At 62.5% G+C, this 21,138-nt stretch carries 19 protein-coding genes; 1 reads left to right on the top strand and 18 read right to left on the bottom strand.

Translation table 11 applies throughout. The features are described 5' to 3' along the window. Positions 1–12: 12 nt before the first annotated feature. The 3 genes from ribD to glyA are packed head-to-tail and all read right to left on the bottom strand — an operon-like array spanning position 13 to position 2,902. The gene (ribD, locus tag VOI35_RS01920; RefSeq protein WP_407276218.1) at positions 13–1,164 is read right to left on the bottom strand and encodes a bifunctional diaminohydroxyphosphoribosylaminopyrimidine deaminase/5-amino-6-(5-phosphoribosylamino)uracil reductase RibD; all 1,152 of its coding nucleotides are present in this window, start codon (positions 1,162–1,164) and stop codon (positions 13–15) included. 4 nt (positions 1,165–1,168) lie between these two features. Then, a complete protein-coding gene (nrdR, locus tag VOI35_RS01915) occupies positions 1,169–1,636 on the bottom strand; it encodes a transcriptional regulator NrdR (RefSeq protein WP_407276217.1) in 468 nt (155 codons plus the stop codon). Positions 1,637–1,648: 12 nt separating this feature from the next. Further along, positions 1,649–2,902: a serine hydroxymethyltransferase gene (gene glyA, locus VOI35_RS01910; RefSeq protein WP_407276216.1), complete on the bottom strand. Its 1,254-nt coding sequence runs from the start codon at positions 2,900–2,902 to the stop codon at positions 1,649–1,651. 470 nt (positions 2,903–3,372) lie between these two features. Between glyA and VOI35_RS01905 the strand changes: the two genes are divergently transcribed. Continuing rightward, positions 3,373–3,861 (top strand): Crp/Fnr family transcriptional regulator, encoded by a 489-nt coding sequence (locus VOI35_RS01905; RefSeq protein ID WP_407276215.1) that lies wholly within the window; start codon positions 3,373–3,375, stop codon positions 3,859–3,861. A 258-nt stretch (positions 3,862–4,119) separates the two neighbouring features. Here the strand turns inward: VOI35_RS01905 and ftsZ are convergent, their stop codons facing one another. Genes ftsZ through mraZ form a run of 15 tightly spaced genes read right to left on the bottom strand, consistent with a single transcriptional unit; the run spans position 4,120 to position 21,103 of the window. Next, positions 4,120–5,286: a cell division protein FtsZ gene (gene ftsZ, locus VOI35_RS01900; protein WP_407276214.1), complete on the bottom strand. Its 1,167-nt coding sequence runs from the start codon at positions 5,284–5,286 to the stop codon at positions 4,120–4,122. Between the two features lie 56 nt (positions 5,287–5,342). Then, positions 5,343–6,584 (bottom strand): cell division protein FtsA, encoded by a 1,242-nt coding sequence (gene ftsA / locus VOI35_RS01895; protein WP_407276775.1) that lies wholly within the window; start codon positions 6,582–6,584, stop codon positions 5,343–5,345. A 30-nt stretch (positions 6,585–6,614) separates the two neighbouring features. Continuing rightward, positions 6,615–7,442, bottom strand: a complete 828-nt coding sequence (locus VOI35_RS01890; protein ID WP_407276213.1) for a cell division protein FtsQ/DivIB — start codon at positions 7,440–7,442, stop codon at positions 6,615–6,617. After that, entirely contained in the window at positions 7,439–8,380 is a 942-nt protein-coding gene (locus VOI35_RS01885) for a D-alanine--D-alanine ligase (protein WP_407276212.1), read from the bottom strand. The genes VOI35_RS01890 and VOI35_RS01885 overlap by 4 nt, the downstream gene beginning before the upstream one ends. Then, complete coding sequence (gene murC, locus VOI35_RS01880; RefSeq protein ID WP_407276211.1) at positions 8,377–9,837, bottom strand: UDP-N-acetylmuramate--L-alanine ligase; 1,461 nt, start codon at positions 9,835–9,837, stop codon at positions 8,377–8,379. Before murC ends, VOI35_RS01885 begins: the two co-directional genes overlap by 4 nt. Continuing rightward, complete coding sequence (gene murG / locus VOI35_RS01875) at positions 9,834–10,958, bottom strand: undecaprenyldiphospho-muramoylpentapeptide beta-N-acetylglucosaminyltransferase (protein WP_407276210.1); 1,125 nt, start codon at positions 10,956–10,958, stop codon at positions 9,834–9,836. The genes murC and murG overlap by 4 nt, the downstream gene beginning before the upstream one ends. After that, on the bottom strand, positions 10,955–12,193 hold the full coding sequence (gene ftsW, locus VOI35_RS01870) for a putative lipid II flippase FtsW (protein WP_407276209.1): 1,239 nt from the start codon (positions 12,191–12,193) through the stop codon (positions 10,955–10,957). Before ftsW ends, murG begins: the two co-directional genes overlap by 4 nt. Next, positions 12,190–13,563, bottom strand: coding sequence for a UDP-N-acetylmuramoyl-L-alanine--D-glutamate ligase (gene murD, locus VOI35_RS01865; protein WP_407276208.1), 1,374 nt, complete (start codon positions 13,561–13,563; stop codon positions 12,190–12,192). The genes ftsW and murD overlap by 4 nt, the downstream gene beginning before the upstream one ends. Next, positions 13,563–14,645 (bottom strand): phospho-N-acetylmuramoyl-pentapeptide-transferase, encoded by a 1,083-nt coding sequence (gene mraY, locus VOI35_RS01860; protein ID WP_407276207.1) that lies wholly within the window; start codon positions 14,643–14,645, stop codon positions 13,563–13,565. Before mraY ends, murD begins: the two co-directional genes overlap by 1 nt. 1 nt (position 14,646) lies before the next feature. After that, positions 14,647–16,041, bottom strand: a complete 1,395-nt coding sequence (murF, locus tag VOI35_RS01855) for a UDP-N-acetylmuramoyl-tripeptide--D-alanyl-D-alanine ligase (protein ID WP_407276206.1) — start codon at positions 16,039–16,041, stop codon at positions 14,647–14,649. After that, on the bottom strand, positions 16,035–17,570 hold the full coding sequence (locus VOI35_RS01850) for a UDP-N-acetylmuramoyl-L-alanyl-D-glutamate--2,6-diaminopimelate ligase (protein WP_407276205.1): 1,536 nt from the start codon (positions 17,568–17,570) through the stop codon (positions 16,035–16,037). Before VOI35_RS01850 ends, murF begins: the two co-directional genes overlap by 7 nt. Continuing rightward, on the bottom strand, positions 17,567–19,423 hold the full coding sequence (locus VOI35_RS01845) for a peptidoglycan D,D-transpeptidase FtsI family protein (protein ID WP_407276204.1): 1,857 nt from the start codon (positions 19,421–19,423) through the stop codon (positions 17,567–17,569). The genes VOI35_RS01850 and VOI35_RS01845 overlap by 4 nt, the downstream gene beginning before the upstream one ends. Then, on the bottom strand, positions 19,420–19,680 hold the full coding sequence (gene ftsL, locus VOI35_RS01840) for a cell division protein FtsL (protein WP_407276203.1): 261 nt from the start codon (positions 19,678–19,680) through the stop codon (positions 19,420–19,422). Before ftsL ends, VOI35_RS01845 begins: the two co-directional genes overlap by 4 nt. Beyond that, complete coding sequence (gene rsmH, locus VOI35_RS01835) at positions 19,677–20,600, bottom strand: 16S rRNA (cytosine(1402)-N(4))-methyltransferase RsmH (protein ID WP_407276202.1); 924 nt, start codon at positions 20,598–20,600, stop codon at positions 19,677–19,679. The genes ftsL and rsmH overlap by 4 nt, the downstream gene beginning before the upstream one ends. Next, positions 20,597–21,103, bottom strand: coding sequence for a division/cell wall cluster transcriptional repressor MraZ (mraZ, locus tag VOI35_RS01830; RefSeq protein WP_407276201.1), 507 nt, complete (start codon positions 21,101–21,103; stop codon positions 20,597–20,599). The genes rsmH and mraZ overlap by 4 nt, the downstream gene beginning before the upstream one ends. Positions 21,104–21,138 lie beyond the last annotated feature (35 nt).

Here is a 21,138-nt window from a genome sequence, read left to right as displayed (position 1 = left end):
TTCCTCGGTGATTCAGGTCGTTTGAACAGGCAACAGCGGGCGCAGGGTATGACGCAGATCCGCCCCGACCGGTACGCTTTCAAGCCAATGCCAGCGCGCCACCTGAGCCAAGGCGGTGCAAGTCGGCAGCGCCGCCGCAGGCTGGGCATCGGGGCCGAGCAGGATCGGCGCTTGATAAAGGATCAGTTCATCCACCAAACCAGCGGCCAAAAAGGCGCCAGACAGTTTGCCCCCCGCCTCGACCAAAACCTCGTTGATCCCGCGTCGCGCCAGATCCTGCAGAATGTGTGGCAAATCCAGCCCTCGCCCCGGCTGATACGGCGCGGGCAAGAGTTCAGCGCCCCGCGCCTGCAATTCCGCCGCGCGTGGGGACGGTTCCGCCGCCTGGGTATACAACCACACCGCGCCGGACACATCAAACAAAGGCGCAAAGGGCGAAAGCCGCAAACCGCTATCGAGCACGATCCGCACCGGCTGGCGCACCGCCCCCTCGATGCCCAGTTCCTCGGCGCTCAAGCGCACATTCAGCCGCGCATCATCGCGCAGCACCGTGTCGATGCCCGTGAGTACCGCCGCATGCCGCGCGCGTAAAAACTGCACATCGCGCCGCGCCGCTTCGCCGGTGATCCACTGACTGTCACCATTGGCCAGCGCAGTGCGGCCATCCAATGACTGCGCGATTTTCAGCGTCACCCAAGGACGACCGCGCTCGACACGCGAAAGAAAACCCGGATTGAGTGCCCGGGCTGCCTCGGCACGCACGCCGGTGGTCACTTCGACCCCCGCTGCCCGCAACAGCGCATGTCCCCGTCCGGCCACGCGCGGATCGGGATCTTCCATGGCACTGACGACCCGCACCACACCCGCGGTCGCCAACTGGGGCGCGCAGGGCGGGGTTCGACCGTGATGGGCGCAAGGTTCCAGGGTGACATAAGCCGTTGCACCGCGCGCCCGTTCCCCCGCCTCTGCCAGCGCCAACACCTCGGCATGCGGCTGACCCGCGCGGGCGTGAAAGCCTCGCCCGACCACAGAACCATCCCGCACCAGCACACACCCCACCCGGGGATTCGGCTGCGTGGTGGTCAGACCGCGCGCCGCCAGCACCAGTGCCTCGTCCATCCACTGTTGATCGATGGCCGTCTGTGCTGGGTTGAACCCGGTCATCGGTTTACTCGCGCCCCGCCGATTCCGCATTCAGCCCTTCAATAGCGGCGCGGAACGCTTCAAGGTTATCGAAGGCGAGATAGACCGAGGCGAACCGTAGATAGGCCACCTGATCCAGTCGCCGCAAGGACTGCATTACCAACTCACCAATCCGCCGCGCCGGAATTTCCTTTTCCCCCGAGGCTTGCAGATTTTTTTTGATGCCTTCGATGGCCTCGTCGATCTTTTTGGTTGGCACGGGGCGCTTCTCCAAGGCCCGCATCATGCCGCTCCGCAGCTTGTCTTCGTTGAAACTTTGGCGCGCGCCGTTGCTTTTGACCACGCGCGGCATGCGGACATCGGCGGTTTCATAGGTCGTAAACCGATGGCCACAAACTAAACACTCGCGCCGCCGCCGGATTGACTGGCCGGATTCGACGACTCGCGAGTCGATCACATGCGTCTGTTCCTGATCGCAGGCGATGCACTTCATGCTGCGGTCAAATCAGTGTTGATAGACCGGGAAACGCCGACACAACGCCGTGACCTTGCCGCGAACTTCTGCCAGCACAGCGGCATCCTGCAGGTGATCGATGACATCGCACATCCACCCAGCCAAGTCCGTGGCTTCGGCCACACCGAAACCGCGTGTGGTAATCGCCGCCGTGCCCACCCGGATGCCCGAGGTGACAAAGGGCGACTGCGGATCATTCGGCACCGCGTTTTTGTTGACGGTGATGTGTGCCTGGCCGAGCGCGGCATCGACTTCCTTACCCGTCAAGCCCTTTTTCACCAGACTCACCAGGAACAAATGGTTATCCGTGCCGCCCGAGACAACATCCAGCCCCCGCGCAACGAACACCTTGGCCATCGCGCGGGCGTTTTCGACCACTTGCTGCTGATAGGTTTTGAATTCTGGCTGGAGCGCTTCTTTGAACGCCACGGCCTTAGCGGCAATCACATGCATCAACGGCCCGCCCTGAATCCCCGGAAACACCAGCGAATTGAGCTTTTTCTCGATTTCCGGGTTGGCCTTGGCGAGGATGATGCCCCCGCGCGGGCCGCGCAGGGTTTTGTGCGTCGTCGAGGTGGTGACATCGGCAATCTGCACGGGGCTGGGATAAACCCCAGCGGCCACCAGACCCGCCACATGCGCCATATCCACCACGAGATAGGCACCCACTTCATCGGCAATCGCCCGGAACCGCGCCCAATCGACCACGCGGGAATACGCCGAGAAGCCCGCGACAATCAGTTTGGGGCGATGCTCCCGCGCCAGCCGCTCGACCTCGGCGTAATCGATATAACCCTGATCGTCGATGCCATATTGCACGGCGTTGTAAATCTTGCCGGAAAAATTCACCTTGGCGCCATGCGTGAGATGCCCGCCATGCGCCAGACTCATCCCAAGAATCGTGTCACCGGGATTCAACAGCGCCATAAAGACCGCCGCGTTTGCCTGCGAGCCCGAGTGCGGCTGCACATTGGCGTAATCGGCGCCGAATAGCTCTTTCGCCCGGTCAATGGCCAGTTGTTCCGCGACATCGACAAACTCGCAGCCGCCGTAATACCGCTTGGCCGGATAGCCTTCCGCATACTTGTTGGTCAATACCGAACCCTGGGCCTCCAGCACGCGCGGGCTGGCGTAATTTTCCGAGGCGATCAGCTCTACATGATCTTCCTGGCGGGCGACTTCATCCGCAATAGCCTGCGCCAGCACCGGATCAAACTCAGCGATCGTCATCGACTTGGAAAACATAAAACACCCCTAAAACAAAAAGTTAAATAAACTCTAAAAACGGATTCGGCACACAGAGGGCGAAAATTCCGGCAATTTTAGCAGGATGCCGAACCGGAAACCCCACTGCCGGACAATCTTCCTCAGCGGCAACGCTGCCCGCCGATGTGATGAAAGCAGTATGCCGGAGTGCAGGCAGTCATAGAATTGATATTTGAATATAAAAATCATGTAAAAAATTCATCGATAAATCCGGCATCAACGAGGACAATGAAAGCGAGATACGTGGAATTTGCCCCGTTCGGCTCGATTTCCGGCGAAACGGTGCACGAGTCCTCGGGCTTGAGCAGGCCGCTGAAAAGAGTTTTTCAACGGCCTGTTCGATAGACTGATGACATGTGGATGCGACGCCGTACGCTGTTCGTGCCGCAGGTTTTTCGAGCTGACCTCTGACCGATTCGACCAACCAAGCCAATAAGGCAGGATGCACCATGATTACCGACAATGACCGCAAACAACTCACGGAGTTTTTATCCACGCTGAGTGACACCCAAATTTTCACCCAGCGCGAGATCAACGCCTTCCTCGACTTCTGCGATTTGATGAATCTGCAAACCGGCGACATCATTGCAGACATCGGCGAAGTGGGGGAATCGCTGTATTTTCTCCTCGAAGGCGAGGCCGAGCTCGTCGTCGGCCCCAGCGTCAACGAAGTGGTGGTCGGGCGAATTCTTGCCGGTGAGATGCTGGGCGAAATGAGCTTCTTCGACCGCAACCCCCGGAATGTGCGGCTGCGCGCCAGCGAACCGACCCGCCTACTCCGGCTCCCCCGCACGATGTATCAGCGTCTGCGCCTGGAACACCCTGTGCTCACGGTATTGCTGCTGGAATATGCCTTGATCAGTCTCGACAATCTGTACCGGCGCACCAGTACGGACATGGCGCAACTGAATCAATACATCTACAACATCGGCAAATAGACCGATCAGGCGCGCCCTTCTGATCGCGCCATCTCACGATAATCCGGATCGATTCCGTGCGAATCCACGCGTTTTTGATCGACGCGCTCAGGATTTCGTTCAGAGCAGGGTGACGCGCGAAAAAAACGCCCCACAGAACGGGTCTGCTGAGGCGTTTTTCGGGAACCCACCCATTGAGCCGGAGACGACTCGGCTCAACGGGCAGGCGAACGGTGTGGAAAGACGCGCGAGGAACGCGCGTCTTTGAGCGCCAACGGATCAGTCGGCCTGCTGACGCAAGAACGAAGGGATATCCACCAAATCCATGTTCACCGCCGTGTTACCGCGCACCTGCGCGATCGGTTGCCGCATGGGGATGCTGACGGACGAATCGTGGTAGAGGTCGGACACCCCGCCGCTGGTTCGCGGGACATCATTACTGACCACAACCTTGGGCTTGCGGGCCTCCTCAACACTGCCGCCCTGACGGCGCAGCCCGGTGGCAACCAGGGTGACACGCAGGGTGCCTTCCAGGCTTTCGTCGATGGTGGTGCCGACTTTGACGACCGCGTCATCTCCGGCCAGACCGTGCATCAGGTTGCCGATTTCTTCGTATTCGCCAATGCTCAGATCGCCATTGGAGGTGATATTCACCAGAATGCCTTTCGCACCTTCCAGGAACACATCATCCAGCAGCGGGCTGTGAATCGCCGCTTCGGCGGCTTCAATGGCTCGGTTGTCTCCGGTACCCACGCCGGTACCCATCATGGATACCCCGCGCTCGGTCATGACCGTGCGGACATCGGCGAAATCGAGGTTGATGAGTCCGGGACGGGTAATCAGTTCGCTGATCCCCGACACGGCGGTATACAGCACTTCATTCGCCGCATTGAAGGCATCTTTGAGTGAGGCGCCCTTACCCATCACCGCCTTGAGCTTGTCATTCGGGATCACGATCAACGAATCGACCTGTTTTTCCAGCTCGGTAATCCCGGTTTGCGCCGCCACCGCCCGCACCTTGCCTTCAAAGGTGAACGGACGGGTGACCACGGCGACTGTGAGAATATTCATGTCTTTGGCGATTTGCGCGATGACCGGTGCTGCGCCAGTCCCCGTGCCGCCGCCCATCCCGGTGGTGATGAACAGCATGTTCGCGTCTTTGATGGCTTCCTGGATTTGCTCACGATCTTCCAGAGCAGCCTGACGGCCGAGCTCCGGGTCTGCACCCGCGCCCAATCCCTTGGTGATATTGCCGCCGAGTTGCAGCAGGGTATCTGCTTGGGTTTTGCGCAGTGCCTGCGCGTCCGTGTTCGCACAAATGTAATCAATGCCGTCCAGATCTTTAGTCAGCATGTGCGCCACGGCATTACCGCCGCCTCCGCCCACGCCAATTACTTTGATCTTCGCGTTGTCGTGTTGTACTTCTGCCATTGTCCAGCTGCTCATGGTGTCGTCTCCTTGGGGGTCAATCTATCAAAAAAACCATTTGGGGGTCAGGGGGGTTAAAACATTTCCTTGAACCAGCGCCGTACGCGCTCGGTTACCGGAGCCATCGAACGGGTTTCGGTGGTTTGGGTCGCCTCTGCATCGGCAAACCGGCCGAGCAGCAACAGGCCAACGCCCGTGGCGTTCGCGGGATTGGCGAGGGATTCGTGGTTGCCGTGCACCCCTTGCGGAATGCCGAGTCGTGTCGGCATTTGCAGGAAGTCTTCACAGAGCTCGACCAGGCCGGGCATGGCCGCCGTGCCGCCGGTCAATACGACGCCGGCATTGATCATTTCGTGGTAGCCCGAGCTGCGCAGCGCTTCACGGACATACCCCAGGATTTCTTCCACCCGGGGACGGCAAATACGCATCATGGTGTCGCGGGAAATCCGCCGTGGCTGCCGCCCACTGACGCCCGGCACCTCGATTTCTTCCGCCATTTGCCGTTCATCCATGGGATTCAGGTTGGCGTAGCGGCGTTTGATTTCCTCAGCCTGCACCGGCGGGGTGGTCAGTCCGTAGGCCAGATCGTTGGTAATCTGCTCGCCCGCGATCGGCAGTACCACGGTATGGCGCAAGGCGCCACGGAAATAGATGGCAATGTCCGTCGTACCGCCGCCAATATCCACCAGGGCAACCCCGAGCTCTTTTTCATCTTCGTTGAGCACCGCCGCCGCCGCCGCGATGGGGTCGAGTTTGGTGCCGGTCACCGCGAGCCCGCAGCGTTCCACGCATTTGATGATGTTGCGGACATTGTTGGTGGCGGTGGTGACGATATGCACATCGGCTTCTAGCCGATGGCCGGTCATGCCCTGCGGCTTGCGAATCCCGTCCTGGCCATCAATACGATATTCCTGCGGCTCGCTGTACAGAATCTGCTGCCCATCCGGGATTTTGACGGCCTTGGCCGATTGCACGACCTGGGCGATGTCGGCGGCGGTAATTTCCCGCCCACCCGTGCCGGTCATGCCTTTTGAATCGATGCTGATCACATGGTCGCCCGCCACGCCTACCCAGACCGAGCCAACCTCACAGTTGGACATGGCTGCGGCAGCATCCACCGCGCGCTGGATGGCGAAGGAAGTCGATTCGATATCGACCACCGAACCGCGCTTCAATCCTTTGTTGGTGGGAGCCTGACCATAGCCAATCAGGCTCAGGTTGCCGTCGGCGTCATATTCGCCGACGAATGCGGCCACCTTGCTGGTGCCCACATCCAGCCCTACCACCAAGTCCCGTTCCGTTTTTCGTGTTGCAATCGCCATGATTTTCTCTTGGAGTTTATCCGTTCAGGTTTTGGGTTTCGTCTGTTGATCGGTCAATGCCGCCGCGCCCGGGCGCCATTGCACGGCAAATCCATTGGTGTACCGCAGGTCGATGGCAGCCACTTGATCGAGCTTGCCACTCAGGGTGCGGGGGTAGACATCCAAAAACCGCTGCAGCCGCGATTCGATGTCCTGGCTACCCAGATGAATCCGCACACCATCGGTCAGCAGCACATCCAGCGAACCCCGGGAATTTTCCACCAGCCCGGTCATTGCAAGGCCGATGCCTGCCAATGCCTGTTTCAGGGTCAGATACCGATCCCAAACCGCCCACTGTCGGCCATCCGGCCCACTGATGTCGGGCAGGGCATCGAGGGTGTTGTCGACATGCGCCATCGGGGTGGGCGTAAAGACCGAACCGTCCTCATCCAGCAATTCCGTGCCCTGCCAACGGGCAACGGGTTGATGCACGCCGATCCGCACGATCAATCGATTCGGCCAGACGCGCTGGATGAACACTTGGGTCAACCAGGTGTTTTGCTCCAGTTGATGCTGAATGGCGGCCAGATCCAGCTGCCAAATATCCTGATTCATCCAAGGCTTCAGCGCTTCTTGCACCCAACGATCGGGCACCAGCGCATTGCCCCCGATCACCTGCACCGTCGTGAGCGGCTGCTGCAGCTTTTGCCAGATGCCCCAACCGGCCAGCCCCATCAAAGCGAGCAAGGCCAGCGCCAGCGACCAGTTCAGCAGGCGCGTCAGGAAACCCGTGCACCAGGCCCAAACCGGCGCGAGCTGTTCGGACAGCGGCGGTGCCTTGCGTTTGGCTTGGGTGGCACGGGCGATGATCATGGCTGCCCCTCGCCCACGGTGGACGCCAGAATTGCCAAACACAGCGCTTCGATCGACAAGCCCACCGCCCGCGCCGCCATCGGCACGAGCGAATGATCCGTCATCCCGGGCACGGTATTGACCTCGATCAGCCAGTCCTGCCCGGACTCATCGCGCATGAAATCCACCCGACCCCAGCCGCGTCCGCCGATGGCCGCAAAGGCGGCCAGTGCCGTACGCTGCATCGCGGCCTCTGCGTCGGCATCAAGTCCGCAGGGAATGTGGTATTGCGTGTCGTTGGCCAGATATTTGGCGTCGAAATCATAAAACTCATGCGGGGTGGACAGGCGAATCACCGGCAGCGCCCGTTCACCCAGAATCGACACGGTGTATTCCGCGCCGCGAATATAGCGCTCCATCAACACCCGCCCGCCGTGGGCGAACGCTGCGGCAAATGCAGCCGCCAGCTCGGCTGCCGTATTGACCTTGGACACGCCGACACTCGACCCTTCCGCAACGGGTTTGAGCATCACCGGCAACCCCAGGGCTGGCAAGGCGGCCTGAGCCTCGGCCAGTGTGCGGACGATCGCCCAGGGCGGCGTGGGCAAGCCCTCGCCCCGCCAGATGCGTTTGCAGGCGAGTTTATCCATGCCGATCGCCGATCCGGTGCGGTCCGTGCCGGTATAAGGAATACCCAGCAATTCAAGCACCGCCTGAATCTGGCCATCTTCCCCGCCTTGGCCGTGCAGCACGATGAAGGCGCGGTCGAACGGTTGTGCCGCATGCTGTGCCATGAGTTCCGGCAGAAAATCCCGCTGCACATCCAGCGCGGTCACGGCCACCCCGGCGCGCGTCAAGGCATCGATCACCGTCGCGCCGCTGTTGAGCGACACGCTGCGCTCGGACGACCAGCCGCCGTAGAGCACCAACACCCGGCCGAATTTGTCTGCGGGGATCATGACCGAGCCTCCTGTGCCCCATGGCGTGCCAGCAGTTCCGCCGGCAGGCTGCCGACATTGCCCGCGCCCAGCGTCAGAACCAGATCGGGTCGATCATCCGGCGCGTTCGCAATCAGATCCGGCAGCAAGCTCAACACCTCAGTCGGCGTCGCCGCGAAGACCGGCTCGGTCTGGCCGCGTTGACGAATCGCCCGCGCGAGACTGCGGCCATCTGCGCCCGCGATGGGGGTCTCACCTGCCGGATAGACATCCAGCAACACCAGGTGCTCGACCGCAGACAACACGCGCACGAAATCCTCGAACAAATCCCGGGTGCGGGTAAACCGATGCGGCTGGAACACCACCCACAGCCGGTGTGACGGCCACGCCGCACGCACCGCCTGCAGGGTTGCGGCGAGTTCCCGTGGGTGATGGCCATAGTCATCCACCAGCGCGACCGGCCGCCCCGCGATCGTCACACTGCCCCGCCGCTCCAGCCGACGGCCAACACCGGAAAATTCGGCCAGCGCCCGACGAATCGCCGCCACCGGCACGCCCAAATCCTGCGCGACGGTGATGGCCGCCAGCGCGTTGAGGACATTGTGTTGCCCCGGCATGGCGATGGCGCAGTCGAAAGTGTCGCCCGTCGGCAGGCTGACCCGGAACCGACTGCTAAAGCCGTCGGCAATCACTTCGCTTGCCCGGACATCCGCCGGTTGCTCGATGCCGTAAGTCAATACCTGCCGTCCGACGCGCGGGGCGATGCCCGCCGCGACCGGGTCGTCCGCACACAGGACGGCGAGGCCATAGAACGGCAGGTTGTGCAGGAACTCGACGAAATGATCGACCAGCCGACCAAAATCCCCTTGATAGGTCTCCAGATGATCGGCATCGATATTGGTGACAATCGCCACATGCGGCTGCAGGTGCAGGAACGAGGCATCGGATTCATCGGCCTCGGCCACGAGATATTCCCCACGACCGAGCCGCGCATTGGCCGCGCAGGAAAGCAGTTTGCCGCCGATCACGAAGGTCGGATCGAGCCCCGCTTCGGCCAGAATCGCCGCCAGCAGCGAAGTCGTGGTGGTTTTACCGTGGGTGCCCGCCACCGCCAGACCAATCCGGAAGCGCATCAGTTCCGCGAGCATTTCGGCACGGCGAACGATCGGCAACCTCCGTTCACGCGCGGCCACGAGCTCGGGATTATCCGGCTGGACGGCGGTGGAAATGACCAGCACATCCGCCGCCGCGACCGTGGCCGCCTCATGGCCGATCGTGACGGGAATGCCCAAGCCACGCAGGCGCTGCACTGCCGCCGAATCGGCCATATCCGAGCCCGTCACGATGAAGCCGAGCGTTTTCAGCACTTCGGCAATGCCGCTCATGCCCGCCCCGCCAATGCCCACGAAGTGCACCTGGTTGAGCTTGCGCATGCGGATATCGACCACGGGACGCGGGGTCTGTACCGGGGTAATCATGCCTGAACCTCCGTTGCATTCAGGGTCTCAAGGCAAATCCGCACCACGGTTTCCGTTGCCTTGGGCAGCGCCTGTTGCCGGGCAGCGCGAGCCATCTCCCGCAGGCGATCCTCGTCTTTGAGCAGGGGCGAAAGCTGGGCGAAAAGTGACTCGACTGTCATCTGCGCCTGTGGCACCAAGACCGCCGCCCCGGCCTGCACCAGCGGTTGGGCATTTTTTGTCTGATGGTCGTCCACCGCATGCGGGAAGGGGATGAACAGGGCGCCGACGCCCGCAACAGCGATCTCTGCGACCGTCAAGGCGCCCGCCCGCGCAATCACGAAATCTGCCCAGGCATAGGCTTCGGCCATGTCCCCGATGAAATCCTGCACCTGCACCGAGCTGGCGGGCGACCAGCGCAGGCGGTCATACACGGCTTGCGTGGTAGAAAGGTGCTTCACGCCGGTTTGATGCCGGATATCGAGGGGATGCTCGGCCGCGATGCGCGCCAGCGCCACCGGAACCTGTTCGTTGATGGCCTGCGCGCCGAGGCTTCCGCCCAGCACCAGCACGCGCGTTGCGCCGCGCCGCGCCAGCCCGCGCTGATCCGGGGGCGGGATCTGCGTAATTTCCGGTCGCACCGGATTCCCTACCACCGTCAAATGCGGCGGCGTCTTGGCGAAAGCGCCGACATAAGCCGCCAGAGTTTGCCGTGCCCAGGGCGCAAGCCAGCGGTTGGTCCAGCCAGCAATCGCATTCTGCTCGTGAATGATCAGCGGGATGCCGAGCCAGCGCGCCATGAGTCCGCCCGGGCCAGCCGCATACCCGCCCATACCGATCACCAACACCGGTCGATGGCGCAGAAACAGCCGGCGAACCACCCAGGCCGCCCGCAGCAAACGCAGCGGCATCACCAGGCGTTGCCCCACAGATTTACCCCGCAGCCCGCCGATATCCAGCCAATCCAGGGCGAAACCTGCGGCGGGCACGAGTTTGGCTTCGATTCCAGCGGCCGTACCCAGCCAGCGGATCGTAAACCCCCGTTCCGCCAATGCCTTGGCCACGGTCAACGCGGGCACGACATGCCCGCCGGTGCCGCCCGCCAGCAGATAAATCACCCGATCCTGTGCGTTGGTCGTCATAGCCCGTGTCCTGTGGTTGCCGAGGCCAATCCTTGCCGCGCCTGCTGCGCTTCACGCAACGCGATGACGGAGGCCGCTTCGTGATGCACGCGAAACAGCAGCCCCAGCGACATCAGCGCCACGATGATGGCCGAGCCGCCGTAACTCATCAGCGGCAGGGTCAATCCTTTGGTGGGCAGCAAGCCCATGTTCACGCCCATGTTGATCAGCGTTTGCATGCCAAACCAGACGCTGATCCCCCAGGCCAGCGCCGCGCCAGCAATCTGGTTTTCCCGCCATGCCATGTTCGCAATCGCAAAACCGCGCCAGACGATGACGGCATACAAGGCCATCAAAGCCATCACCCCGACGAGTCCCAGTTCCTCGGCCAGCACCGCGAAAATAAAGTCGGTATGCGCCTCGGGCAGATACGACAGTTTCTGAATGCTTTCCCCCAACCCCCGGCCAAAAACGCCGCCCGTGCCGATCGCGATCAACGCATTGGCCAGCTGGTAGCCATGCCCGAAAGGATCGGCAAAGGGGTTGGAAAACGACATCAGGCGCTCGATCCGGTATTGCTCGGAGATCACCACGAAAAAGCCCATGATCCCGAGCAGGGACACCGAGCCGACCATCGTCTGCCACTGCGCCCGCGCGAGCCAGGCCATCGCGAACAGCGTCGTATCCAGCACCGCCGTGGTGCCGAAATCCGGTTGCAGCAGCAGCAGGATGCTGACCACGCCAATCACCATGACCGGGCCGGCAATCCCGCTGATCCGGTTTTGCAGCTTGATGGTGTGGGTGGCGATATAACCCGCCATCCAGATGATCACCCCAAGGCGAGAAAACTCCGAAACCTGAATATTCACCGGCCCAAGCGGAATCCAACGGCTGGCGCCATTCACTTCACGCCCTACGCCCGGCAACATCACCACCAGCAGAAGCAGCACCGAGGCAATTAGAATCGCCGCTTTGTACTCGACCCAAAAAGCAATCGGCACCCGCAGCACGATCACCCCGGCGACGAGCAGCCCTACCACGACCGCAAATCCCTGCCGAATCACGAAGTGAAACGGATTGCCAAACTGCTCGCCCAGTTCCATCGAAGCCGAGGTCACCATCACCAAGCCCCAGGCCAACAGGGTGGCGGCGGCCAGCAGCAGAACGGGATCAATCAGGATGCCCCGTTCTTCGCGCGCCGACACGGCATTGCCGCGCGCGAGCCAGGGGAGGAGTTTGGCGAGCATCGCGTTCATGCCGTGGCCTCCCGCGCAGTCAGCGCCGCCACCGCCTGGGCAAATTGCCGGCCGCGATCCTGATAATTGGCGAACATATCCAGACTGGCACAGGCCGGCGCCAGTAAGACGACGCCCCCGGCGGGTGCCCACTGCGCTGCCGCGGCCACCGCCGCCGACAGGGTCTGCACGCGGATCTGCGTGAATCCTTCGCCGAGCACGCGCGTCAATGCCGCCGCCACGGCGGCCTGATCCTGCCCCAGCAATACCGCCGCGACCGCCCGTTCCCGCAGCGCTTCCGCCAGCGGCGTGAAATCCTGTCCCTTGCCCTGCCCGCCCGCGATCAGCACCAATGGCGCCTCGATGCCCCGGATCGCAGCAACTGCTGCCCCCACATTGGTGGCCTTGGAGTCGTCGATGAATTGCACGCCCCCCACGACGCCGACGGTCTGTGCGCGGTGCGGCAGGCCCGAAAAGCGCCGCAGGGTCTCGATCAGCCGGGGATCATCCAGCGCAACGGACGGCAAGACGCCCTGCACCAAGGCCAGTGCCGCGAGCGCATTCGCCTGATTGTGACTGCCGTGAATTCCGAGGGCATCGACCGGCAGAATCGGCTGCGCCCCTTGCGCCAGCCACCAGCCGCCCTGGGTGAAGATTCGCCCAAAGTCCACCGGCTGGGCGGGCGCCCCGAGCGTGAATGCGACCCGCCGAGCCCCCGCCGCGCTGGGCATTGCGGCAACCCAGGGATCGTCCGCATTGATGACGGCCGTGGCCGCGTGGCGCAGCACCCGCGCTTTCAACCCGGCATACACCGCCATCGTGCCATGCCGGTCGAGATGATCCTGGCTGACATTCAGGACTGTCGCCGCCGTGGGCGCATAGTCCGCCAGCTGCATCGTCTCCAGTTGGAAACTCGATACTTCAAGCACCAGGATTTCGGGCGCATCGAGCAACAGATCAAGCGCCGGAGTGCCGAAATTCCCGCCAACCCCCGCCCGAATCCCGAGCGATTGCAGCAACGCCCCGACCAACGCCGTCACCGTGCTCTTGCCGTTGGAACCGGTGATCATCACCACCGGGCGTTGATTGTCGCGCAGGGCGAGCGCCATATCGCCGACGACTGGAATGCCGCGCGCCTGAGCCGTCTGGATCAAGGGTTCAGTCATGGCGAGCCCAGGGCTGACGATGAGCTCGTCCACGCCATCGAGCAGGCTGGCCGGGCAATCCCCAAGCGCGATCTCCACCCCGGGAAACGCCGTCCGCCAGCGCTGGGCAAGCCCTTCATCCCGGCGGGTATCGGCGGCGCGGAACGGTCGCCCAATGCGCGTGAAATACCGCGCCACGGACTGCCCGCTCTGCCCCATGCCGAAAATGAGTGCCTGGCCGTTCATCAACGCACCTTCAGCGTAGCGAGGCCGATCAGCACCAGAATCACGGTGATGATCCAAAATCGGACGATCACCTTGGGCTCCGGCCAGCCTTTGAGCTCAAAATGATGGTGAATCGGCGCCATGCGGAAAATCCGCTTGCCGGTGAGTTTGAACGAAGCCACCTGCAAAATGACCGATACCGTTTCCAGCACGAAGATCCCGCCCATGATGAACAGCACGATTTCCTGCCGCACCATCACCGCGACGACCCCTAAGGCGGCACCGAGCGCCAGCGCCCCGACATCACCCATGAACACTTGCGCCGGATAACTGTTGAACCACAAAAATCCGAGCCCGGCACCCACGATGGCCGAACAGAACACCGCGAGCTCCCCCACGCCAGGCACATAGGGAATCCCGAGATACAGCGCAAATTTGGCATTGCCGGTCACATAGGCGAACACGGCGAGCCCCCCGGCCACCAGCACGGTGGGCATGATGGCGAGACCGTCCAGGCCATCGGTCAGGTTGACGGCATTCGAGCTGCCGACGATCACGAAATAGGTGAGCAGGATGTACCCAAAGCCCAGCGGGATCAGCACATCTTTGAACAGCGGCAGGATCAATCCGGTTTCCTGCGGGGTTTTGGCGATCGAGAACAGCACCACCGCCACCACCAAGGCGATCAGCGACTGCCAAAAATACTTGTAGCGCGACGCCAATCCCCGGCTATTGCGTTTGGACAGTTTCAAGTAGTCGTCCGCAAAGCCGATCAACCCAAAGCCGAAGGTTGTTAGCAGCGCAATCCAGACATAGCGATTACCGAGGTCACCCCACAGCAGCATCGCCACAGCAATCGCCACCAGAATGAGCGCGCCGCCCATCGTGGGCGTGCCGGCCTTGCTCAGATGCGATTGCGGCCCATCCGAACGGATCGGCTGCCCAGCTTTGAACGCCTGCAGCAGCCGGATCATGCCGGGGCCTACCCACAACGCCACCAGCAAGGCGGTCATCACACCCAGCATCGCGCGCAGGGTGAGGTAACGGAACACGCCAAACGCGCTGTAATATTTTTCCAGCCACTCAAACAAAATCAGCAGCATCTCAATGCCCTTCCCCGGTTTCGGCGGTGGGCGCGAGCGCGGCCAGCACGCGTTCGATTCGCATGAATCGGGATCCTTTGAATAAAACTGTCAGCGGGCTGGACTGATCTGCCAGCCAGGGTTGAACCGCCGACACCGCCGCTTCAACGCTCTCCACCGCAGCGGCGCCCCGGCGAACGGCATTGAAGGCAGCGACGGTGGCGCGCATGTCATCGCCCAAGGCAATCAACGCATCCAGCGGCAGTGCCGCAGCAAACGCGCCCAGCGCGGTATGCTCCGCCGCGCTGTAAACGCCGAGTTCACCCATATCGCCCAGCACGGCCACCCGGCGCCCCGGTCGGCGCGCCAGCTCCTGCAACGCGGCGCGCATGGACTCGGGATTGGCGTTGTAGCTGTCATCAAGCAGTGTCAGCCCCTGCGGCAATCGCCGTTCCGCCATCCGTCCGGCGGGGGGCACGAAACCGGCCAAGCCCTCGGCAATCACCGCTGCAGACAAGCCCGCCGTTCGGGCAACGGCCACCGCAGCGAGCAGGTTCAGGGCGTTATGCGCGCCGGGCAAGGGGATCGGCAGCGCGGCAAACAACGGCGTACCAGCTTCCGCGATGGCGAGCTGATGCGCCGCCGGGTCATACCGCCCCTGCCAGCGCGCGGCCGGATGACCGTTCAACGAAAACCCAGCCTGCACGGCGTCGCAATGCGCCTGCCAGTAAGCCAGCCCGGCATCGTCGAAATTCATGATCGCCGCTGCATCCGGCGCAAGACCGGCGAACAGTTCGCCTTTGGCGCGGACAATGGCCTCGGCCGAGCCAAACTCGCCCATATGCGCGCGCCCCGCCATGGTCACCAGGCCAATTTTCGGCTGCACCAGGGCGGTGAGTTGCGCGATTTCGCCCACATGGTTCGCCCCCATCTCGATGACGGCGAACCGGTGCGCGTCATCCATGCGCAGCAGGGTCAGCGGGACGCCGATGTCGTTGTTGAGATTGCCGTCCGTCGCCAGCGTGCGACCCGCCGCTTGCAACATCGCCGCGAGCAATTGCTTGACGGTCGTTTTTCCGGCGCTGCCGGTGAGCGCGACCACGGTGGCCGGGCAAGTCTGCCGCCAAGCCTGCGCCAGCATTTGCAGCGCCTGCAGAGTGTCCGGCACCACGAATTGCGGCAAGGCCAATGCAGGCTGTGGCCGACTCACCACTGCGGCCACGGCGCCCCGCTCTGCGGCAGCGGCCAGATGATCGTGCCCGTCGAACCGCGCGCCTTTCAGCGCAAAAAACAGGTTGCCGGGCGCCAAACTGCGGGTGTCGGTACTGACTCCCATCACCCGCGTATCGGCGGGCACCCCGTCGGGCATGGGGCAACGCAGCCAGGAGGCGATTTGTGCGAACGGGGTGTTCAACATGACACACCCGCCCGCTGCTGGGCACGAACCCAATCAGCCACCACGGCAGCATCGGAAAAGGGAATGACCACATCCTGTTGAATCTGGGTGGTTTCATGCCCTTTGCCCGCAATCAGCACCCAGTCGCCCGGTGCCGCCGCCGTCAGCGCCTGGAAGATCGCCGCCGCCCGATCCGGGCAAAGCACGGGCGGGCGGGTCATGCCTTCGGCAATCGCCGCGAGGATGGACGCGGGGTCTTCACTGCGCGGGTTGTCGTTCGTCAAAATCACCCCATCGGCCAGACGATCCGCCACTGCGCCCATCTGCGGACGCTTGCCCGTATCCCGATCCCCGCCGCAACCGAACACACAATAGATTTTCGCCCCGGCGGATCGATGGGCCGCCAGTGCCTGCAACACCTGCGCGAGCGCATCCGGCGTATGGGCATAATCAACCACCGCCCGCGCGCCATTCGGCAGACCAATCTGCTGCAGGCGACCCGGCGGCGGTGTCAGTGTCGCCACAGCCCGTTGGGCGGCAGGCAAGGGCATGCCCAACGCCAGCACGGCGGAGAATGCCGCCAGCACATTCGCCGCATTGAATCGCCCCAACAGCGGCGGGGCCAAGGTCACGGCGCCAAACGGGGTATCCACCGCCATCGACAGACCCTGCGGGAGGATCTTCAAACGCCGAAGGGCAATGTGATGACAATCGGCCGCTCGCCCCTGGGCTGCTCCAGCGCCATAGACCCAGCAATCGGCATCGGGGTGCATCGCATCGCAGAGTGCCTCGATCCAGTCGCCATCGACATTACTAATCGCGGCCATCAGACCGGGTCGGGAAAACAGCTTGAGTTTGGCCGCGAGATAACGATCCATGTCGCGGTGATAATCGAGATGGTCGCGGCTCAAATTGGTAAATACCGCCACCCGGATCGGCAAACCCGCCACCCGATCCTGATCGAGCGCGTGCGAGGAAACCTCCATGGCGACATAGCGCACGCCTTGTGCGGCAAAATCCGCCAACAGGATCAAGGTTTCCAGCAAGCCGGGCGTGGTGTTGGCGGTTGGCGACCAGCTGACCGATCCGGCGGTATACCGACCGGCGCCGAGCGTGCCAATCACCCCGATCACCTCGGTGTGCGGTGCTCCGCTACCGAGCAGCAGTTGCGCGATGAAGTGGGTCACGCTGGTTTTGCCATTCGTGCCGGTCACCCCGATCAGGGTCATCGCCGCGATTGCCTGCCCGCGCAGAACCGATACAAGCTGCTGCCAGGTTCCCGCCCAATCCACCACCCGCAGCACGCGCGGGTCATCCGAAACGATGCCCCAGGGGGCAATCACCGCCGCCACGGGTTGAGCCAGTGCTTGCGCCAGATATTGCTCAGCCTGAGGTGAAGGGCGGAGTAGCAGCAGGCGATCCGCTGCCAGGGTGCGCGTATCGTCCGTCAAACCCGATACAGCAAGATCGGCCAGTGCCGCAGGGATCGGCAGGCCAACAGCGGCACCGAGCGCGGCGAGTGAACGCGGCGAGAAGGACAAGATGCTCATGCGCCCCCCCGTCGTGCCGTGTTTGCCGTCGGCAGGGGCGCACCACTCGCCGTCAGCGGCTTGGGTTCATTCGGCAGCGCATCTGGCCGGATGTTCAGCAGACGCAGGGTGCCCGCCATGATTTGGTGAAAAATCGGCGCGGCGACATCCCCCGCGTAAAAGCTGCCTTTCTGCGGATCGGTCACCACCACGATCAAGACCAACTTAGGGTCGCTCGCCGGGGCGATGCCCGCGAACACGGTGTTGTAGTTTTTGGTGGAATATTCGCCGTCGCTGCCCAGCAAGCGCGAGGTGCCGGTTTTACCCGCAATCTGGAAGCCGGTGATGCGGGCCTTGGGTGCCGTGCCTTCCGGGCTGACCACCGCCTGCAGCATATTGACCACGGCGTCGGCATCTTGCGCCGGCGCAATCTGCGTCTCGGTGATGGGTCCCGTGCGCTTGAACAGGGTCGGCGCGATATAGCGGCCATGATTGGCCAATGCCGCGTAGGCGGCGGCCAGTTGCAGCGTCGTCACCGCGAGGCCATAGCCATAGGAATGCGCTGCCGTGCCGCTGACGCTCCATTTCCGCCAGTCCTCCAGACGACCCGCAACCTCCCCCGGAAACCCAATCCCCGTCATCTGTCCGAAGCCGAAGGCGCGCATGTTTTTCCACAGCGCCTCAGCGCCGATGTCTTCTGCGATATGGCTGGCACCGACATTACTCGATTTCTCCAGAATGCCGCGCAAATCCAGCACGCCGTAATTGCGGTGATCGCGGATCGTAAAGCCCCCGATCCGCACCCAGCCCGGTGTCGTGTTGACCGTACTCGCCGGCGTCCAACGCCCACTTTCCAGCGCCGCCGTGATGGTGAACGGCTTCATCGAGGAACCCGGCTCGAACTGATCGATCATCGCCCGGTTGCGTGTCGCCTCAGGCACCATCGAGGCTCGATTGTTCGGGTTGAACGAGGGGACGGACGCCATCGCCAGCACCTCACCCGTCGCTACATTCATCAACACCGCCGAGCCGGATTCGGCCTCATGCTCGGCCACGCCCTGCGCCAAGGCGCTGTAGGCGAGAAACTGCAACCGCTTGTCAATCGACAGCACCAGATCGTGTCCGGGTTGCGCGGCCTTCTGCACGCCGAGGTCATCGACTTCCTGGCCATGCGCATCTTTCAAGATCAAGCGCTTGCCCGGAATCCCGGCCAGATAGTTGTTATACCCCGCCTCCAACCCGGCCTGCCCCTGATCGTCGATATTGGTAAACCCCAACAACGGCGCCGTTACATCGCCGGTGGGATAAAACCGTTGATACTCACGCTGCAGCCCCACGCCCGGCAGACGCGCCGCCTGAATCTGTTCGGCCACGCTCGGGCGGATCAAGCGTTTGACATACAAAAACTGTTTGCTGCGATTGCTCGCCACCAACGCTTGTAACTGGCTTGGCGGCATTTCCAACAGCTTGGCGAGCGTGGCCAAAGGATCCCGATCCTTCACTTTTTTACTGACCGAACCGGTAGCCAGCTCGTTGTAAAACTTGGTCAGTTCCAGCGGATTCACCCAGACCGAGTCCATCGGCACGCTGATGGCCAGCGGCTCGCCATTACGATCCACGATCATGCCCCGATGAGCCGGAATGATCTGCGCGCGCTGCTGCCGATCGCCGCCTTGCTGGACATAGAATCGCTGTTCACTGATTTGCAGTTGCACCGCCCGACCGATCAGCGTCAGGGCTGCCAAGACAAACACACCGAGCACGATACTGACGCGCCAATGCGCCCGGATCAGCTCGGCACCCAGAACCCAAACGGTTCGGGCGCCCGTCTGCGGCACCTGTTTACGGTTCAAGGCGGGCTTGACGGCATTCATCGGAACACCACCGTGATCTGTTTACTGGTCGGCGGCTGCATGTTCAAGCGGCTGCGGGCAATCCGGTCAACCCGACCCTGAGCCGCCAGCGCGCCCTCTTCCAACTGGAGTTCGGCATAAGTGACATTCAGTTTGGCGATGGCGGCCCGCTCGGCGCTCAAGGCGCGGGTGACATCCCGATCACGCTGCGCGACATCGACCACCTGCAACGCCGACACAAACACCGCAAGCCCTAGGATGAACAGCAGGTATTTCATGCCAGTTTCTCCGCCACCCGCATGATGGCGCTGCGCGACCGCGGATTGCGCGCCACTTCCTCGGCACTGGCGCGAATCGCACTGCCCACCCGCTTCAGCCGAACGACGCCGGTCGGCTGCCCGAAGAAATCCCGCGCGGGCGTGCTGTGATCCCGCATGAAATTCTTGACGATTCGATCTTCCAGCGAGTGAAAGCTGATCACTACCAGCCGACCACCCACCGCCAGCAAATCCAGCATCTGCTGCAAGGCGCGGGTGATTTCGTCGAGCTCGCGGTTGATATGAAGGCGAATGGCCTGAAAGCTGCGGGTTGCCGGGTGTTTGCGCGGATCGATCCGCGGACTGGCCTCGGCAATCAGGCGCGCCAGATCCGCCGTGCGAAGCAATGGCCGCTCGGCGCGGGTTTGAACGATCAGGCGGGCAATCCGGCGAGAGAATTTTTCTTCGCCCAGCCGATACAACACATCGGCAATTTCGGCCTCATCGGCGCGCGCCAACCATTCGGCGGCGGTCTCGCCCACCGCTTGATTCATCCGCATATCCAGCGGGCCATCCTGCTGAAAGCTGAACCCCCGCGCTGCCTGATCGATTTGCGGCGAAGAAACCCCCAGATCGAACAACGCGCCGTCGATTCGCCCCGCCAGATTCAGCGCCGTCAACCACGAAGCCGCCGCAGAAAACGCCGCGTGATGAATGGCAAAGCGGGCATCTTCCGTGGCCAGCGCCTCACCAACCGCCACCGCTTGGAGATCCTGATCGGTCGCGAACAACCGGCCGTCTGCGCCCAATGCCGCCAAAACAGCGCGGCTATGGCCACCACGACCAAAAGTTGCATCCAGATAAATCCCGGAGGGGCAAATGGACAACGCGGCCACCGCCTCGTCGCGCAACACCGTGTCGTGCGCGTAGCCGAGGCTCACAGCGCAATCTCCGCCAAGGCGGCCGGCAAGACCCCGGATTTGGCCGACTGACTGAACGCGAGCGTCTGCTCCGCCCAGTTCGCCTGAGACCACAACTCCAGTTTTTTGCCCTGCCCCAGCAGCACCGCGTCCTTCTCCAGGCCGGCGTATTGGCGCAGCTCGGGCGGCACCAGAATTCGCCCCGCCGTATCCAGCGCGAGATCCGTGGCATGGCCAATCAACATGCGTTTGATGCGCACCGCTTCGGGATCGAGCGAAGGCAGCGCATCGATTTGCCGCTCGATGGCCAACCAAGTCGACAAGGGATACAGAGAAAGGCAAGTCGCCTGGGCGTCGATCGTCATGACCAGCGCATCCTGATCTGCGGCAAAGCCTGCCCGATGCCGGGTCGGCATGGTGAGCCGACCTTTGCTATCGAGACTCAGATTGGTGACGCCGCGAAACACTTTATTCCACCAAATCCCACTTTTCCCCACTTGGGCGCCACTATACCGCCACTCCATGGGGCAAACAAGTACGAAAAAGGCAAAATTTCTTT

Origin of the sequence: Halothiobacillus sp. DCM-1 (assembly GCF_045689735.1) — a bacterium.
In the GTDB taxonomy this organism is placed as follows: Bacteria; Pseudomonadota; Gammaproteobacteria; order Halothiobacillales; family Halothiobacillaceae; genus Halothiobacillus.
The sequence above is the reverse complement of the archived record's forward strand: the minus strand, read 5'-3'. Positions and strand labels throughout refer to the sequence as shown.

Coding starts and splice junctions, on each gene's coding strand:
- ftsZ (WP_407276214.1), bottom strand. CDS start 5,286: ATGAGCAGCTGGACAATGGCAGAAGTACAACACGACAACGCGAAGATC.
- murF (WP_407276206.1), bottom strand. CDS start 16,041: ATGTTGAACACCCCGTTCGCACAAATCGCCTCCTGGCTGCGTTGCCCC.
- murC (WP_407276211.1), bottom strand. CDS start 9,837: ATGATTACCCCGGTACAGACCCCGCGTCCCGTGGTCGATATCCGCATG.
- mraZ (WP_407276201.1), bottom strand. CDS start 21,103: ATGGAGTGGCGGTATAGTGGCGCCCAAGTGGGGAAAAGTGGGATTTGG.
- VOI35_RS01845 (WP_407276204.1), bottom strand. CDS start 19,423: ATGAATGCCGTCAAGCCCGCCTTGAACCGTAAACAGGTGCCGCAGACG.
- VOI35_RS01890 (WP_407276213.1), bottom strand. CDS start 7,442: ATGATCATCGCCCGTGCCACCCAAGCCAAACGCAAGGCACCGCCGCTG.
- VOI35_RS01850 (WP_407276205.1), bottom strand. CDS start 17,570: ATGAGCATCTTGTCCTTCTCGCCGCGTTCACTCGCCGCGCTCGGTGCC.
- ftsW (WP_407276209.1), bottom strand. CDS start 12,193: ATGAACGCGATGCTCGCCAAACTCCTCCCCTGGCTCGCGCGCGGCAAT.
- murD (WP_407276208.1), bottom strand. CDS start 13,563: ATGAACGGCCAGGCACTCATTTTCGGCATGGGGCAGAGCGGGCAGTCC.
- ftsL (WP_407276203.1), bottom strand. CDS start 19,680: ATGAAATACCTGCTGTTCATCCTAGGGCTTGCGGTGTTTGTGTCGGCG.
- VOI35_RS01905 (WP_407276215.1), top strand. CDS start 3,373: ATGATTACCGACAATGACCGCAAACAACTCACGGAGTTTTTATCCACG.
- mraY (WP_407276207.1), bottom strand. CDS start 14,645: ATGCTGCTGATTTTGTTTGAGTGGCTGGAAAAATATTACAGCGCGTTT.
- murG (WP_407276210.1), bottom strand. CDS start 10,958: ATGACGACCAACGCACAGGATCGGGTGATTTATCTGCTGGCGGGCGGC.
- nrdR (WP_407276217.1), bottom strand. CDS start 1,636: ATGAAGTGCATCGCCTGCGATCAGGAACAGACGCATGTGATCGACTCG.
- VOI35_RS01885 (WP_407276212.1), bottom strand. CDS start 8,380: ATGATCCCCGCAGACAAATTCGGCCGGGTGTTGGTGCTCTACGGCGGC.
- ribD (WP_407276218.1), bottom strand. CDS start 1,164: ATGACCGGGTTCAACCCAGCACAGACGGCCATCGATCAACAGTGGATG.
- glyA (WP_407276216.1), bottom strand. CDS start 2,902: ATGTTTTCCAAGTCGATGACGATCGCTGAGTTTGATCCGGTGCTGGCG.